This is a genomic window from Nocardioides glacieisoli (assembly GCF_004137245.1).
Classification (GTDB): domain Bacteria; phylum Actinomycetota; class Actinomycetes; order Propionibacteriales; family Nocardioidaceae; genus Nocardioides; species Nocardioides glacieisoli.
Map to the genome: position 1 here is coordinate 1 of NZ_SDWS01000036.1, position 1,051 is coordinate 1,051.

A 1,051-nucleotide genomic window follows, 5' to 3' on the forward strand; every position below is an offset into this window, starting at 1 on the left:
ACGTTGCCGCCGTTGCTGAGCAGCTGCTGGGCTTGGTCCGTGGTGAGCATGAGCTTTCTCCTTCACGAGAACTGACTGAAATGATGTGGGCAGCGGTACCGGATGGTGTCGCCGGAAACGGTTCGAGTCGCGGCGAACGCCGGACGACTGGTTATAGAACTGTCGGGGGTTCGAGCCCGGGCCGCGCCGTTCGCCGTATATGGCGGGCCCGGACTCGAACCAGTCCGGTTCAGTACTGCGAGGTGCCCCGGGGGTTCGGGTCGCTGTACTGGGTGTCGTAGCTGGTGGCACCGGTCGTCGAGCCGGTGGAGTCGGTGGACTGCAGCTTCTGCTGCGCCTGGTCCTTGGCCTGTCGGGCCTGGTCCCTGACGCTCGGAGCGTTGGCTGCCTCCTGCTTGATCCGCGGTGCCTCCTCCTCGGCCTTGGTCAGGTAGCCCTCCCAGCGCTGCTGCATGGGCTTGATGAGTCCCCCGCCGACACCAACGACGATCACGCCGACGACGGCGGCCAGGATGGCGATCAGGACCGGGAGCGTGACGGTGGTGGCCACGCCGATCTGGTTCAGGGCCGCGACGACACCGAGGAACAGGATGAAGATCGAGGCGATGTTGGCCAAGACCGTGCCGTACGACAGGCCTCCCAGGGTGCCTTCGATGAGTACCTTGACCGCGGCGGCGATCGCGGAGGCGACCACGATGATGATGATGGCCACGATCAAACTCGGCAGGAACGTGATGACCTGCGTGATCAAGTCGCTGATCGGGTTGGGCCCGAAGACACCGAACGCGAGCTGCAGCACGAACAGCATCAGCGTGTAGTACATGAGCTTGGCGACGACGTCGCTGGCATCCATCTTGGAGTTCGCCAGCGCCTTCTTCACACCACCGCGCTCCACAGCCTTGTCGAAGCCCACCTTCTCCAGCAGCGCGCTGAGCGCCTTGGCGATGCTCTTGGCGATGATGATCCCGACAATCAGAATGATCAGGAACAACAACAGCTTCGGCAAGAACTCCGTGATCGTGCTCAGGCCGTCTTTCAGGCCGTCCTTCAG

1 protein-coding gene is annotated in these 1,051 nt (G+C 63.4%); it reads right to left on the reverse strand.

Translation table 11 applies throughout. The annotated features are described in order from the left end of the window. Nucleotides 1-229: 229 nt before the first annotated feature. A partial coding sequence (locus EUA06_RS22250) for a mechanosensitive ion channel family protein (RefSeq protein ID WP_207208504.1) occupies nt 230-1,051 on the reverse strand: 822 nt, incomplete at its 5' end.